This window comes from Ruegeria sp. BC5 (assembly GCF_056539205.1).
In genome coordinates, this window is the sequence record NZ_JBQFUN010000002.1 from 91933 (window position 1) to 105873 (window position 13941).

The window sequence follows — 13941 nt, forward strand, 5'->3', positions numbered from 1 at the left end:
CCTCTAACCATCGAAAACACATGCGCCACCACCGTGAAATTCTGCCAGTGGCCGAGTCGATTTCTGCGACGCAGCATAGTTTGTTTCGAAATGATACTCAAACCCAACTCTGCGCCGCGCCGTCTTGGTTCTAACCGTTGGTGCAGCCACCGCCTGAGCGGCATTGGACACCTTCAACTGTCAGGTGACTGCGAAAAGGCGAAAAATAAATGTTTCAATAATGATCTGGATCAAGATTCATCACATTCGGAAACGCTATTGGGATAACCTAGTAAGGGAATCAAGCGCGTACAGTCCAGCCAAATGAGCCAGATGACCAGTCGTCGGGCGTTTCTAAGCGCCAAAATATGTCGGGAGGACAGCAGCATTGTCCGTCCTCCGGGATCACATGTGCCGGGTTTCCTGGATCACTGCACCAAATGTGGCGACTGCGTCGACGCCTGTCAGGAAACGGTGATTGTCGTCGGTCAGGACGGTTTCCCCGTGTTTAAGCCCAGTGAAAACCCCTGCACCTTTTGCGGCGATTGCGCCACGGTCTGCCCGACAGACGCGTTGCAAATCGAACGCCTGCCGGACTGGCCCTGGCGCGCGGCGATCGAGACATCCTCTTGCCTGTCCATGAACGGGGTCAGCTGCCGCGTATGTCAGGATAATTGCGAACAGAATGCCATCCGCTTCAGGTTGCAACTGGGCGGTCTGGCCGAGCCTTCGCTGGATGCCGACACCTGCGTTGGGTGTGGTGCTTGCGTGCCCTCCTGCCCTGTCAATGCCATCGCGCTTGACCGTCAGCCCACATCTAAAACGGAAGCGATACAATGAATATTTGCGGTTGCCTTGTACATATCGTCCCTGACCAAGCTGAGGCCGCGGCGCAAACGATGCGCGACACACCAGGCGTCGAGGTGCATGCCCAGGCCGAAGACGGCCGTTTCGTCGTCGTCGTCGAAGACACATCCGATCACCTGGCGTCCGAGATCATCATGGATCTGCATCAGATCCCCGGAGTGGTCTCACTAACGCTGACCTATCACCATTTCGAGGATCTTGCGGAGGCTACCCCGCATCCCGATGCCCAAAGCCAAACCACCAGCCGGAGGCTCACGCTATGACTACTTCAGAATCTCGCCGGACTTTTCTCAAGGCCTCAGCGGCCGCTGCCACTGCGTCAGCCGCTGGCATTCCTCTGGCCACCGGTCAGGCCAACGCGCAGGCCGGGGCCCCCGATATCCGCTGGGACAAGGCGGCCTGCCGGTTCTGCGGTACCGGATGTTCGGTGCTGGTCGGCACCAAGGACGGCCGTGTGGTGGCCACGCAAGGCGACCCGGACGCGCCGGTCAACCGTGGCCTGAACTGCATCAAGGGCTATTTCCTGTCCAAGATCATGTACGGCAAGGACCGTCTGACTACGCCGCTACTGCGCAAGACCAACGGCGAATACGACAAGAACGGTGAATTCGAGCCGGTCAGCTGGGACGAAGCCTTCGACGTCATGGCCGCCAAGTGGAAAGAGGCCCTGGCCAAGAAGGGTCCAACCAGTGTTGGAATGTTCGGTTCGGGTCAGTGGACAATCTGGGAAGGCTATGCCGCCTCCAAATTGATGAAGGCCGGATTCCGGTCTAACAATATCGATCCCAACGCGCGGCACTGTATGGCATCCGCCGTTGTCGGGTTCATGCGCACATTCGGCATTGATGAGCCGATGGGCTGTTATGACGATTTCGAACACGCGGACACTTTTGTGCTGTGGGGCTCGAACATGGCCGAGATGCACCCGATCCTGTGGTCGCGCCTGACCGATACGCGCCTGACCAAGCCGGGATGTGAAGTCCACGTGCTGTCGACCTTCGAACACCGTTCGTTCGAACTGGCAGACAACGGCATCGTGTTTGAACCACAGACCGATCTGGCGATCCTGAATTACATCGCGAACTACATCATCCAGAACAACGCGGTGAACGAGTATTTCGTCAGAAATCACGTCAACATCACGAAGACTGCCACCGATATCGGCTATGGCCTGCGAGAAACCAACGCGCTGCAACAAGAAGCAGAAAACCCGAACTCTGGCGCGCTTGAGAGCATCAGCTTTGAAGAATACGCCGAAGCGGTTGCGCCCTATACGCTGGAATACACCTCGGAATTGTCGGGCGTTCCGGCGGATAAGCTCGAGAAGCTCGCGCAGCAATACGCGGACCCGACCCGCAAGGTCATGAGCCTTTGGACTATGGGTTTCAACCAGCACACCCGCGGATCTTGGGTGAACTCGCTGATGTACAACGTCCATCTGCTGGTGGGTAAGATTTCCGAACCGGGCAACTCGCCCTTCTCGCTGACCGGTCAGCCGTCAGCTTGCGGGACTGCACGCGAAGTCGGCACTTTTGCCCACCGCCTGCCCGCCGACATGGTGGTGGCGAATGATGAACACCGCGAGATTTGCGAAACTGCGTGGAACATCCCCGAAGGTACCATTCCGCCCAAACCGGGCTTCCACGCTGTGTTGCAACACCGCAAGCTGAAAGATGGTGAGCTGAACGCCTATTGGGTGCAGTGCAACAACAACATGCAGGCCGCGCCCAACATCAACGAAGAAGGCTATCCCGGTTATCGCAACCCCGAAAACTTCATCACTGTCTCTGACCCTTATCCCACGGTCACCGCTGTCTCTGCCGACCTGATCCTGCCCACCGCCATGTGGGTCGAGAAGGAAGGCGCCTATGGCAACGCCGAACGCCGCACCCAGTTCTGGCGGCAGCAGGTGCAGGCCCCAGGTGAGGCCAAGTCCGACCTGTGGCAACTTATGGAATTTTCCAAACGCTTCACGGTTGAAGAGGTTTGGGGCGAAGAACTGCTGGCCAAGATGCCCGAGCATCGCGGTAAGACCATGTTCGACGTGCTTTATGCCAACGGTAAAGTGGATCAGTTCCCGCTGTCCGAAACGGCAGAAGGGTTCCATAACGACGACGCCGAGCACTTTGGGTTCTACGTTCAGAAAGGTCTATTCGAAGAATACGCTGAATTCGGTCGCGGCCATGCGCACGATCTGGCTCCGTTCGAAATGTACCATCAGGCACGCGGTATGCGCTGGCCGGTCGTGGATGGCAAAGAAACGCTATACCGCTTCCGCGAAGGCTTTGACCCGTATGTTCCCGAAGGGGCTGACGTAAAATTCTACGGCCACAAGGATGGCAAGGCCAAGATCATCTTTGCGCCCTACGAACCCGCGGCTGAAGAGCCGGATGAAGAATTTGATCTGTGGTTGTCCACGGGACGTGTGCTTGAACATTGGCACTCGGGCTCGATGACCCGCCGGGTGCCGGAATTGCACCGCGCCTTCCCATCCGCTGTCGTCTACATGCATCCGCAGGACGCCAAGGATCGGGGTCTGCGCCGCGGGCAAGAGATCATTCTGTCCACTCGCCGTGGCGAGGTTACCAGCCGGGTCGAAACCCGCGGACGCAACAAGGTGCCGCGCGGTTTGGTCTTCATGCCGTGGTTCGACGAACACCAGCTGACCAACAAACTGACGCTGGACGCGACCTGCCCACTGTCGAAAGAAACCGACTATAAAAAGTGCGCCTGCAAGGTCGAGCGCGCGTAACCGGCCCGGATCGCAAAGGTAGCCCCCATGTCTCTGGCTGGTACCCCCCTCTCGCCTCAACGGCGCCGTTTCCTGCAGGATTCGGCGCGCGCGGCAGGCGGCTGCGTGGTCGCAGGGTCTTTGCTGGCCTGGCTGGCCCGTGATGCCCGTGCGTTACCGGCCGAGGCGCTGCGTCCACCCGGCGCACTGCCTGAGGAGGCGTTCCTGTCGGCCTGCATCCGCTGTGGGCTGTGCGTGCGGGACTGCCCTTACGATACGTTGAAACTGGCCGAACTTGGGGTGGATGCCGTGGCCACCGGCACCCCCTATTTCACGGCGCGCAATGTGCCGTGTGAGATGTGCGACGACATTCCCTGCGTTGCCGCTTGCCCCACAGGTGCGCTGGACCCGGGGCTGGACAATATCGACGACGCGAAAATGGGCGTTGCCGTTCTGGTCGATCAGGAGAACTGTCTGAACTTTCAGGGCCTGCGCTGCGACGTCTGCTATCGCGTCTGCCCCGTCATTGATGACGCGATCACGCTGGAAGCGGCCCATGACGCCCGATCGGGCCATCATGCGATGTTCATCCCCACCGTGCATGCCGAGCGCTGCACCGGTTGCGGCATGTGCGAAAAAAGCTGTGTCCTACCGGAAGCTGCCATCAAGGTTCTGCCGGAACGACTGGCGCGGGGCAGCGCGGCCGACCACTATCGCAAAGGCTGGGAAGAAAAAGAGGCCCATGGCGGGCCTTTGGTGGACGGCTTGATCGATCTGCCCGACCGCTTGCCGGGACCGGGCACAGACAACCTGACCACACCGGGCGGCTTTGCACCGTCATATGACCTGCCGGGGGTAGGCCAATGAGCGCGCGCACGCATATTCCTGTCGGTCACGAAGCGATCGAAGCCAAAGGCTGGATCGGAGCGCATCGTTTTCTGCTACTGCGTCGTACCAGCCAGTTGTTCTTTCTGGTCCTGTTCCTGCTGGGCCCATGGTTCGGCATCTGGATCGTGCAAGGCACACTGGCCGGATCCCTGACCCTAGGCGTGTTGCCTCTGACCGATCCGATTATCGTATTGCAAAGCATCATTGCCGGGCATTGGCCTGAATTGACTGCTCTGATCGGCGGGCTAATCGTTCTGGTCGCCTATGCGCTGATCGGGGGCCGTGTCTATTGCTCCTGGGTCTGCCCAATCAACCCGGTAACCGACGCCGCCAATTGGCTGCACCGGCGACTGGACCTGCCGAAAGGTTGGCAACCAAAACGCAGCACACGCCTATGGGTACTGGCAATGGTCCTGGTCGTGTCGGGCCTGACCGGCGTGATCGCTTGGGAGCTGATCAACCCCATCACCATGCTGCATCGCGGGCTGATTTTTGGCGCGGGTTTTGTCTGGGCCATGGTTGCTGCGATCTTTATCTTTGACCTGTTCGTCGCGCGCCACGGATGGTGCGGTCATATCTGCCCGGTCGGCGCTTTCTATGGTCTGATCGGCAACAAAAGCTTGCTGCGAGTCAGCGCCGCAAACCGGGCGGCCTGTGACGATTGCATGGATTGCTATGCCGTCTGCCCAGAAAATCAAATCATATCCCCCGCGTTGAAGGGCAAGCCCGGGACAACGCCACTGATCCTTTCCCCGGACTGCACCAATTGCGGCCGCTGCATCGACGTATGCGCTGTCGATGTCTTCACCTTTACTCACCGGTTCGACGACCATGTCGCCGCGCCTTCCGATCCAGTTCCCGCGCCCGACCGGCGCGTAGCCAGACCTATTTAAGGGAGTGCCAAGATGAAAAAATCAATCGTGACAGGCGGAATGGCCCTGATCCCCGTTTTGCTCCTGAGCGGGTTCGCCCTTGCCCAGTCGGCCCAAGTGGAAACCCTGCGTGGGGCGGAAGTGGATGAGCTTATTCCACTTGATCAGATCCACAAAAATGTCGAAGGGCGCATGCAGCGCAACTATCGCCAGCAACCGCCGCTGGTTCCTCATTCGATCGAACAATACCAGATCGACGTGCGCACCAATCAGTGTCTGTCCTGCCACGACTGGACCAAGGCAGGTGAACGCAACGCTCCGACCCTGTCGATGACCCACTATCTGGATCGCGACGGCAACGAGCTGGATCACATTGCGGGCACCCGCTATTTCTGCAACCAATGTCACGTGCCTCAGGCAGACGCGCCTGCATTGGTCGACAACGTGTTTGAACCCTCGTCCGGCAACTAATCCAACGCATGTCTGAAAGGAGCACCAAGATGGCAGACTCCCCCGAAAAACGCGGTTGGATTGGCCGCCTCTGGAACTGGATCTGGACACCGGCCGTGGCGTTCAGCTCGGGCTTTCTGATCCTAGCGGGCTTTCTGGCCGGCATCCTGTTCTGGGGTGGGTTCCACTGGACACTGGAACTGACCAACACCGAGGAGTTTTGTACCTCGTGCCATACGATGGAGGTCAATCTGGGCGAATATCGCGAAACGATCCACTACAACAACCATTCCGGCGTGCGCGCGATTTGTTCCGACTGCCACGTGCCGCATGAGTGGAACCACAAGATCAAGGCCAAGATCATGGCCGTCAAAGACGTCTATCACGAACTGGCCGGAACCATCAGCACGCCCGAAAAATACGAAGCGCACCGTCTGAGCATGGCTTCGGCCGTCTGGAAAAAGATGAAGGCGTCGGACAGCCGCGAATGCCGCAATTGCCACAACTTCGACTATATGGATTTCACCATCCAGGAAACTCGCGCCGCATCCGAACACCAGCGCGCCATCGACACCAACATGACGTGCATCGATTGCCACCAGGGCATCGCGCACAGCCTGCCTTCGGATTACCTTGAGGAATACCAGAGAGTCACGGATGAGCTGGCCGGTGAGACAACGGGCGCACAATCGCATCAGGTTGCAGATAGCAGCGATGAGATCCGGTCATTTCTGAACAAGAGCGCGGATTAAAGAGAGGCACGATATGCTGGAACTTCTGGGAACAATCGGGGCCAACATCATCAGCCTTCCGGGCATTCTGGGCCTTGCGCTTGGCATGATGACCCGCCGCCTGTGGCTGGGCGGCTTGATGGGGGCCGTGGTCGGCGTGCTGGAAACGGTGATCTTCGCCCATTGGAACTTTGCCAATGTCAGTATGGTCGAACTGTTAATCGCCGTCGTCATCGGCCTGTGCGCAGGTACGTTGGGTTCGGTCATCCGCATCAAGGGTGCGACAGTCTGAATTCGCCAAACTTTGCATCAATTCGGCGCCCCGCTGCGGAATGCAGTCGGGGTTCGCCCGAATTCGGCCTTGAACGCACGGGTCATGGCGCTGGCGTTTTCATACCCGCAGCGACCGGCAATATCCGCGATGGTTTGTTCGGTCTCCTCGACCAGTTTCCGGGCCATAGTCAGCCGCAGGCGCCGATACAGTGCCTGCGGCGTGGTGCGTAATTCGGCCTGAACCCGCATTTCGATCTTCTTTTGCGAACAGCCAAGTTTGCGGGCAACGTCCCGGATCGTCAGCGGCGTTTCTATGTTCCCCTGCATCACCGTCAACGTGCGATTGACCAGCGTATCTTCGGATTTCAAAGGCAAGGCATAGGGATCGGTCGCGCTGCGGCTCATCAGCAGGTGGGCTACCTCCATCGACAGTAGCGGGCCATGATCCCGACGAATGAGGGCCGAGGCCAGATCAAAGGCCGCCATCGCCCCCGAACAAGTCAACCGATTGCCGTCTATGACAAAGCGTTCCTGCACAACGTCAACTGCTGGAAAGGCTTCTTCGAACCGCGATAGCTCATCCCAGTGAATCGTCGCGCGGTGATCGTCCAGCAAGCCAGCGCGCGCCAGTAGCCAACTGCCGGTATCCAGCCCGGCCACTTGCGGATGGGTCCGCGCCGCCGCCAGCAGGGCGCGCGTGGTGGCACGAGTATCCAGCGACAAATAGCCGTAAGATGGCATCACGACCAATACATCGCCGCTGTGAACGTGCAAGGCCCCATGCGGCGTGACGACCAGCCCGCTGGAACTTTGCACGGGCTTGCCATCCAACGAACAGAATCGCCAGAGATACAGCGTCTGCCGCGACAACGAGTTGGCCGCCCGTAGCGGTTCGACCATGTTGGCGAGGCAGTGGTTCGAAAACCCATCAAACAACAGAATGTTATAGCGTTGGGACAATTTTTTCTAACTCTGCATACTAAGCGACTAACTTTGCATGTCGTGACCGTGACCTGTGGCGTTTCATTCGTCAACCACCAGCCAGGGAACACGCGCCATGCAATTCGGTCTGTCAGAAGAACAGGAAATGATCGTTTCAACGGTCCGCAGCTTTGTCGAGAAAGAGATCTACCCCCACGAAGACGCGGTCGAGCGCAGCGGAACCGTGCCATCAGAGCTGGGCGAAGAGATCAAACAGAAGTGTATCGACCTTGGCTTTTACGCCTGCAACTTCCCCGAAGAAGTCGGCGGCGCTGGTCTGTCGCATCTGGATTTCACATTGGTCGAACGTGAATTGGGCCGCGGTTCCATGGCGCTGACCCACTTCTTTGGCCGTCCGCAAAACATCCTGATGGCCTGCAACGATGATCAGCGCGAGCGCTATCTTCTGCCCGCCGTGCGTGGTGAAAGAATGGACGCGCTGGCGATGACCGAACCGGATGCCGGGTCGGACGTGCGGGGCATGAAATGCCAGGCCGTGCGCGATGGCGGGGACTGGGTCGTCAATGGTTCGAAACACTTCATCTCGGGCGCGGAACACGCGGATTTCTTCATTGTCTTCATCGCAACCGGGGTCGATGAGACCCCGAAAGGTCCAAAGAAGCGGATCACCACCTTTCTCGTGGATCGCGGCACGCCGGGGTTCGAGGTTCGCGAGGGCTATAACTCGGTCAGCCATAAAGGTTACAAGAACTACATCCTTTATTTCGACAATTGCCGCCTGCCCGATGCCCAGGTTCTGGGCGAGGTCGACGGCGGCTTTGCGGTGATGAATGAGTGGCTCTATGCCACCCGGCTGACGGTCGCGGCCTTTTCAGTCGGGCGCGCGCGCCGGTGCTTTGACTATGCGCTGAATTATGCGGCCGAACGCAAGCAGTTCGGCCAACCCATCGGCAAGTTTCAGGGCGTCGGCTTTCAGATCGCCGACATGATCACCGAGATCGACGCTGCAGACTGGCTGACCCTCGCCGCCGCGTGGCGACTGGACCAGAACTTGCCATCGAACCGCGAGATCGCCTCGGCCAAGCTCTATGCCTCCGAGACGCTGGCGCGGGTGACCGATACCACACTGCAAATCTTCGGCGGCATGGGTCTGATGGATGACTTCCCGATCGAACGGTTCTGGCGCGATGCAAGAGTTGAACGTATTTGGGACGGCACCAGCGAGATTCAGCGCCACATCATCAGCCGCGATCTGCTGCGTCCCTTGGGCGCCTGAAGATGAGCAAAGATCTGAACCGGCTGCTACGCCCGAAATCCATTGCCGTTATCGGCGGTGGGGCGTGGTGTCAGCAGGTCATCCTGCAATCGGAACGCATGGGCTATGCCGGCCAGGTCTGGCCGGTCCATCCCAAGGCAAGTGACATCGCAGGGCACACGGTTTTCGCCCGTCTGGAAGACTTGCCACAGGCCCCGGATGCCGTTTTCATCGGCATCAACCGACACGCTACGATTGAGGCGGTACAGACGCTGTCCGCCATGGGTGCCGGTGGGGCGGTATGCTTCGCCTCGGGCTTTTCCGAAGCAGTGGCCGAAGATGACACCGGCGCGGACCTGCAGGAGCAGCTGCTAGCCGCCGCAGGAGACATGCCCATTCTGGGACCGAATTGTTACGGCTTCATCAACGCGCTCGACGGGGCGCTGCTATGGCCGGATCAGCATGGTGCAACGCCGGTGGACAAGGGCGTTGCGATCTTGACGCAAAGCTCGAACATCTCGATCAACTTGACGATGCAGAAACGCGCGCTACCGATTGCCTATATGGTGACTTGCGGAAACATGGCGCAAACCAGTCAGGCCGAGATTGCCTCGGCCCTGATCGACGACCCGCGCGTGACCGCCGTTGGCCTACATATCGAAGGGTTCAAGGATATCCGACAGTGGGAGGCGCTGGCCGCCAAGGCGCATGCAAAGGGCATCCCCCTGATAGCGCTCAAGGTCGGCGCGTCGGAACAGGCGCAGGCGGCAACCGTGTCGCACACCGCGTCTCTGGCAGGCAGCGACGCCGGGGCGCAGGCGCTTCTGGAGCGGTTGGGCATACCGCGCCTGTCTGCCTTGCCTGATTTCCTGGAAACGCTGAAACTATTGCACTGCTACGGGCCATTGCCGGGTGGCAACATCGCCTCGATCAGTTGCTCGGGGGGCGAGGCCAGCTTAATCGCCGATATGGCCATTGGCACTGGTCTGAGTTTCCCTCAGTTGACTGACGACAAGAAAACCCAACTGCGTGATGCGCTTGGTCCGATGGTCGCTTTGAATAACCCGCTGGACTACCACACTTATATCTGGCGCGATGAGGGTGCGATGACGCGGGCGTGGTCGGGAATGACAGGCGACGATATCGACCTGACCTTCTCGATCGTCGATTACCCGACCACTGATCCGACAGATTGGACCTGCGCATCGCGAGCGGCGCTGAAAGTGCGGGCCGAGACCGGAGCTCGTTTCGCTATCGCGGCAACTCTGCCTGAACTTCTGCCCCAGGACATCGCGCAAGACCTTATGGCCGGTGGCGTCGCCCCTCTTATGGGTCTGCAAGAAGCGCTTAGCGCCACCCGTGCAGCGGGTCAGGTCAAAGCACCCGCCGAGGCCCTAGTTTGCCTGCCCGGCACGATCGAGGCAACGCGTACATTGACCGAGGCCGAGGCGAAATCAGCTTTGGAAGTGTGTGGCTTGCGCGTCCCTCAGAACCGCACAGTTCGGGGCGCTGATGAAGCACGCGCTGCGGCGTCGGATATGACCGCGCCCTTTGCCATCAAAGGCATCGGGTTGGCCCATAAATCCGAACACGGCGCAGTATGCCTTGGCGTCCAGGTTGACGACGTGGCCGATGTGGCCGCCGATATCGGGACGGATGAGGTGCTGATCGAAGAGATGATCACCGGTACCGTAGTCGAGCTTTTAATCGGCGTCGTCCGCGATCCGGCGCATGGGTTCGTCCTGACGCTGGGCGCAGGCGGTGTGCTGACCGAAGTGCTACGCGATACCGCGTCGCTGTTGGTACCCAGCACATCCGACGATATCCGCGCCGCACTGGCCAAATTGAAAATAGCCCCGTTACTTGCGGGCTATCGCGGCCAACCTGCCGCTGATATGGATGCGATCATCACCGCAATTCAGGCCGTTCAGGCCTATGTCATGCAAAATGCCGACACGCTTGGCGAGGTCGAAATTAACCCGCTTCTCTGCACGCCCGACACGGCGGTTGCAGTGGATGCCCTGATTAGAAAGGCCTGAGACATGGACCCGATCAAAACCCGACGTGACGGAGCGATCCTTGAGGTGACGCTGGACCGGCCCAAGGCCAATGCTATCGACCTGATCACCAGCCGCAGAATGGGTGAGGTCTTTACCGAATTTCGCGATGACCCCGAATTGCGCGTCGCCATTCTGACAGGCGCGGGCGAAAAGTTCTTCTGCCCCGGCTGGGATCTGAAAGCCGCTGCCGATGGCGATGCAGTTGACGGCGATTACGGCGTTGGCGGGTTCGGCGGCCTTCAGGAACTGCGCGATCTGAACAAGCCGGTGATTGCAGCGGTAAACGGGATCGCCTGTGGCGGCGGTTTGGAACTGGCTCTGTCAGCCGACATGATCCTGGCGGCCGAGCATGCCACATTCGCCCTGCCTGAAATCCGCTCGGGCACTGTTGCGGATGCGGCCAGCGTCAAACTGCCCAAGCGTATCCCCTACCATATCGCGATGGAGCTGCTGCTGACCGGGCGCTGGTTCGACGCCGAAGAAGCCAACCGCTGGGGGCTGGTGAACGAAATCATCCCCGCCAATCAGTTGATGGATCGCGCGTGGGAGTTGGCCCGGCTGCTGGCCTCGGGCCCTCCTCTGGTTTACGCCGCGATCAAAGAGGTCGTGCGCGACGCCGAGGACAGTAAGTTCCAGGATGCCATGAACCGCATCACCAAGCGCCAGTTGCGCACGGTAGATGTGCTGTATGCCAGCGAAGATCAGTTGGAAGGCGCGCGCGCCTTTGCGGAAAAACGCGACCCGGTCTGGAAAGGAAAGTAAGCGTTCAGCGCGGCGGCGGAGTCAGCCATTGCGCTGACATCCCGAAGTTTGACTCTTTGATCTCCTGCTTCGCGATGGCTTGCAGATGCACCTCGTCCGGGCCGTCCGCATATCGCAATGCCCGCGCCCATGTATAGCTGTCGGCCAACGGCGTATCCGGCGTCATCCCCATGGCACCAAAGACCTGCATTGCGCGGTCGGTCACGGCGGCATGCACATTGGGTGCCACCACCTTGATTAGGGAAATCTCACGCCGCGCCGCCTTGGCGCCCACCTGGTCAATCTTCCACGCAGCCTGCAGGGTCAGCAAACGTGCCTGTTCGATCTCAAGCCGCGATTTCGCGATCCATTCCCGGATCACGCCTTGGTCTGACAGTTGCTTGCCAAAGGTTTTCCGTTCTTGCGCGCGTTCAACCATCAGCGACAACGCCATCTCTGCGGCCCCGATTGAGCGCATACAGTGATGGATACGTCCCGGCCCCAGCCGCGCCTGCGCCAGAGCAAACCCGCTGCCTTCTTCGCCCAGAAGATTTCCGACCGGCACGCGTACATCCTTGAACAGCAGCTCGGCATGGCCTTCGGGGTCATGCATATTCAGGATCGTGGGGTTTCGGACAATCTCCAGGCCGGATGTGTTTTTGGGCACGATCACCATGCTTTGCTGTTTATGCCTGTCGGCATTGGGATCGGTCTTGCCCATGACAATGAACATTCTGGTGTTCGGATGACAGGCATTGGTGATGAACCACTTGCGCCCGTTGATGACATATTCATCCCCCTCGCGCCGGATCGAAGTGGTGATGTTTGTCGCGTCCGAACTGGCCACATCCGGTTCCGTCATCGCAAAGGCCGAACGGATTTCGCCGTTCAGCAATGGCACCAGCCATTCTTGGCGCTGCTCGGGCGTGGCGAACATGTGCAACAGCTCCATATTGCCGGTGTCCGGCGCATTGCAGTTGAACACCTCAGAGGACCAGCTGACCTGCCCCATCAACTCGGCCAGCGGGGCGTATTCCAGATTGCTCAGCCGGGTGCCGGGTTCATCGTCGCGCAAGGAAGGCAGGAACAGGTTCCACAGCCCTTCGGCCCGGGCCAGCGCCTTGAGGTCTTCCATGAATGAGACCGGGAATTTGCCTGCTTCAATCTCTTCCTTATGGGCACGGATGCGCGGGTAGATATGCGCCTGCATAAAGCGTTTCAGCTGCTCGCGGATTTCCGCAGCGCGTGGCGATGGGGCAAAGTCCATGACGGTCCCTTTTCAGAACGTTGCAACACTACGTTGCCTCTGCGGGTACCCTATCCGCACCCACCGCATTTGTGAAAGCTGCCAGTTGGTTTCCAACGGTTTTTGCCGCAAGGTCATTTGAGTTGCGACAGGACTTGCCGGGTTTTGTATCGTCAAGCGTGGCCGAGTTAACGACCAAGCTGTTGCGACGACAACCATCACCTGTTGCCCATCACCTTGCAGAGCGATAATCGTCTGATCATATGACCAAAGCACCAATGCGACGGAGTTCAGGTGTCTGAGCAGCAGATCAAAAAATCGGATGACATTGCGCAGAAACTGTTGACCAGGATTGTCCGTGGCGCATTGAAACCCGGCGAAAAGCTGCGGCAGGACCTGATCGCGCGTGAGTTCGGAGTCAGCCAGGTCACTGTACGCGAGGCGCTGCTGAATCTGGCATCAAAAGGACTGGCCGTCGCTGTACCACGCCGAGGTATGTGCGTGGCGCCAATGGACCAGAACGCCATTCAAGAGCTGCGCGTGATGCGACGCGCGCTTGAACCGGTGGCCTTGCTACATTCCGTTCCAAACCTGACGGCCCAGCAGATTGCCCAGATAGAACAGGTACACGAAGACTGCGACAGCGCCCAAACTGCTGAAGATTGGGAAGACGCCAATCAGCGTTTTCATATGGCCGTCATCGCGGCCTGCAACATGCCGCGCATGATTGACGAGATCAGGAACCTGCAAGTGCTGTACACGTGGCATTTCAACAACCTGTACACCGCCAAATGGCGACCGCGCGCCGATCCGGATCACGCTGCAATTCTGGCCGCCATCAAGGATCGCGATGCGGCCAAGGCGCATTCGGTTATGCAGCGCCACCTGACCCGCCTGCCTTAGGCG

The 13941-nt window shown here is 59.2% G+C and carries 14 protein-coding genes; 12 read left to right on the forward strand and 2 right to left on the reverse strand.

The features are described from left to right. The first annotated feature begins 303 nt into the window (after positions 1–303). Genes napF through ACR0LY_RS08600 form a run of 8 tightly spaced genes read left to right on the forward strand, consistent with a single transcriptional unit; the run spans position 304 to position 6810 of the window. On the forward strand, positions 304–819 hold the full coding sequence (gene napF, locus ACR0LY_RS08565) for a ferredoxin-type protein NapF (RefSeq protein WP_170349928.1): 516 nt from the start codon (positions 304–306) through the stop codon (positions 817–819). Next, complete coding sequence (locus ACR0LY_RS08570; protein ID WP_170349929.1) at positions 816–1109, forward strand: chaperone NapD; 294 nt, start codon at positions 816–818, stop codon at positions 1107–1109. The genes napF and ACR0LY_RS08570 overlap by 4 nt, the downstream gene beginning before the upstream one ends. Next, positions 1106–3598: a nitrate reductase catalytic subunit NapA gene (gene napA / locus ACR0LY_RS08575; protein ID WP_170349930.1), complete on the forward strand. Its 2493-nt coding sequence runs from the start codon at positions 1106–1108 to the stop codon at positions 3596–3598. Before ACR0LY_RS08570 ends, napA begins: the two co-directional genes overlap by 4 nt. A gap of 27 nt (positions 3599–3625) precedes the next feature. Continuing rightward, positions 3626–4444 (forward strand): ferredoxin-type protein NapG, encoded by an 819-nt coding sequence (gene napG, locus ACR0LY_RS08580; RefSeq protein ID WP_170349931.1) that lies wholly within the window; start codon positions 3626–3628, stop codon positions 4442–4444. Beyond that, positions 4441–5358 (forward strand): quinol dehydrogenase ferredoxin subunit NapH, encoded by a 918-nt coding sequence (gene napH, locus ACR0LY_RS08585; protein WP_170349932.1) that lies wholly within the window; start codon positions 4441–4443, stop codon positions 5356–5358. The genes napG and napH overlap by 4 nt, the downstream gene beginning before the upstream one ends. Before the next feature lie 12 nt (positions 5359–5370). After that, a complete protein-coding gene (locus tag ACR0LY_RS08590) occupies positions 5371–5808 on the forward strand; it encodes a nitrate reductase cytochrome c-type subunit (protein ID WP_170349933.1) in 438 nt (145 codons plus the stop codon). 29 nt (positions 5809–5837) lie between these two features. After that, positions 5838–6539, forward strand: coding sequence for a NapC/NirT family cytochrome c (locus ACR0LY_RS08595; RefSeq protein ID WP_170349934.1), 702 nt, complete (start codon positions 5838–5840; stop codon positions 6537–6539). A gap of 13 nt (positions 6540–6552) precedes the next feature. Continuing rightward, positions 6553–6810: a hypothetical protein gene (locus ACR0LY_RS08600; RefSeq protein ID WP_170349935.1), complete on the forward strand. Its 258-nt coding sequence runs from the start codon at positions 6553–6555 to the stop codon at positions 6808–6810. Between the two features lie 17 nt (positions 6811–6827). Here ACR0LY_RS08600 and ACR0LY_RS08605 read toward each other — a convergent pair whose 3' ends face one another. After that, entirely contained in the window at positions 6828–7751 is a 924-nt protein-coding gene (locus ACR0LY_RS08605; RefSeq protein ID WP_254440210.1) for a GlxA family transcriptional regulator, read from the reverse strand. Between the two features lie 97 nt (positions 7752–7848). Between ACR0LY_RS08605 and ACR0LY_RS08610 the strand changes: the two genes are divergently transcribed. Genes ACR0LY_RS08610 through ACR0LY_RS08620 form a run of 3 tightly spaced genes read left to right on the forward strand, consistent with a single transcriptional unit; the run spans position 7849 to position 11810 of the window. Continuing rightward, positions 7849–9009, forward strand: a complete 1161-nt coding sequence (locus tag ACR0LY_RS08610) for an acyl-CoA dehydrogenase family protein (RefSeq protein WP_170349936.1) — start codon at positions 7849–7851, stop codon at positions 9007–9009. Between the two features lie 2 nt (positions 9010–9011). Further along, the gene (locus ACR0LY_RS08615) at positions 9012–11027 is read left to right on the forward strand and encodes an acetate--CoA ligase family protein (protein WP_170349937.1); all 2016 of its coding nucleotides are present in this window, start codon (positions 9012–9014) and stop codon (positions 11025–11027) included. A gap of 3 nt (positions 11028–11030) precedes the next feature. Next, positions 11031–11810: a carnitinyl-CoA dehydratase gene (locus ACR0LY_RS08620; protein ID WP_170349938.1), complete on the forward strand. Its 780-nt coding sequence runs from the start codon at positions 11031–11033 to the stop codon at positions 11808–11810. Positions 11811–11814: 4 nt separating this feature from the next. Here the strand turns inward: ACR0LY_RS08620 and ACR0LY_RS08625 are convergent, their stop codons facing one another. Then, on the reverse strand, positions 11815–13056 hold the full coding sequence (locus ACR0LY_RS08625) for an acyl-CoA dehydrogenase family protein (protein ID WP_170349939.1): 1242 nt from the start codon (positions 13054–13056) through the stop codon (positions 11815–11817). A gap of 273 nt (positions 13057–13329) precedes the next feature. Between ACR0LY_RS08625 and ACR0LY_RS08630 the strand changes: the two genes are divergently transcribed. Then, positions 13330–13938: a GntR family transcriptional regulator gene (locus ACR0LY_RS08630; RefSeq protein ID WP_170349940.1), complete on the forward strand. Its 609-nt coding sequence runs from the start codon at positions 13330–13332 to the stop codon at positions 13936–13938. The last annotated feature ends 3 nt before the right edge of the window (positions 13939–13941 follow it).